Here is a 1,095-nt window from a genome sequence, read left to right as displayed (position 1 = left end):
GCCAGCGGCTGCTCGTCATCGAGCGTGCCGAGCATCTGGCTGACGGTGGCGGCGGTCACCTGCCCCTGCCCCATGGCGATCCTCGAAGCGCTGGTCAGCGCCGACGGCGAAAAGGTGATGGCGCAGGTCGCGCAGGCCGCTTCGCGCGGCGTGGACTGGGAAAACCTGCTGGTGGAGACGCTGGCGTTGCTGCACCGCATTGCGATGGTGCAACTGCTGCCTTCGATGCTCGACAACCACTACGCCGCCGTGGAACAACGGCTGCGTGAGCTGGCGCGCACTCTGCCGCCGGCCGATGTGCAACTCTATTACCAAACGCTGTTGGTGGGCCGCAAAGAGCTGGCCTATGCGCCGGATCGTCGCATGGGGGTTGAGATGACCCTGCTGCGTGCGCTGGCGTTTCACCCGAAAGCGGTGATCCCGGAGCCGGTGGCGTTGGTGCAGACCGCGCCGGCGCCGATGGCGCAGCCGCAGCAGGCCACATCGCCACAGCCGCCTCAGTTTCAGGACGTGCCGCCCCCGCTAGGGCAGCCGGCCGCGCCGCAGCGACAATCATCGACCCCTTTACCGGATGCCACCGCCCAGCTGTTGAAAGCGCGGTCCCAGCTGCAACGGCAGCAGGGAGCATCCACACCAAAAAAGAATGAGCCGGCGGCGCCAGGAATAGCGCGGCCGGCAAACTCGGCGCTGGGGCGTTTGGCTTCCGTGACCGAGCGTAGCCAGCAGCGCCTGGCGGAGAAGAAGGTGCCGGAAAAACCGGCGAAGCCGGAAGCCTATCGCTGGCGCGCGCAGACCGAGCCGGAAGCGGCGCCGGAACCGTTGGCGACGCCGAAAGCGCTGCGCACGGCGTTGGAGCACGAGAAAACGCCGGAGCTGGCCGCCAAGCTGGTGGTGGAATCGCTGGAGCGCGACGCCTGGGCGGCGGAAATCGATAAGCTCAAGATCCCGAAACTGGTGCAGCAGCTGGCGTTGAACGCCTTCAAGCAGCAGCCGGAAGCGGGCAAGATTTGCCTCCATCTGCGGTCTTCGCAGCGCCATCTGAATTCGCCTTCGGCGCAGAAGACGCTGGCCGAAGCGCTCGGCGAGCTGTACGGG

The 1,095-nt window shown here is 66.8% G+C and carries 1 protein-coding gene and 1 other annotated feature; the gene reads left to right on the top strand.

Annotation, left to right across the window (positions count from 1 at the left end; translation table 11 throughout):
• Positions 1 to 72: 72 nt before the first annotated feature.
• A partial coding sequence (locus ABT171_RS41740) for a DNA polymerase III subunit gamma/tau C-terminal domain-containing protein (RefSeq protein ID WP_351252197.1) occupies positions 73 to 1,095 on the top strand: 1,023 nt, incomplete at its 3' end.
• Positions 617 to 681, top strand: a sequence feature (DnaX frameshifting element). Its footprint overlaps the gene before it by 65 nt.

The sequence above is a fragment of the Streptomyces sp. NPDC001851 genome, from assembly GCF_040297165.1.
Classification (GTDB): domain Bacteria; phylum Actinomycetota; class Actinomycetes; order Streptomycetales; family Streptomycetaceae; genus Streptomyces.
Note: the sequence above shows the minus strand (reverse complement) of the source record. Positions and strands in the feature narration are given on the sequence as shown.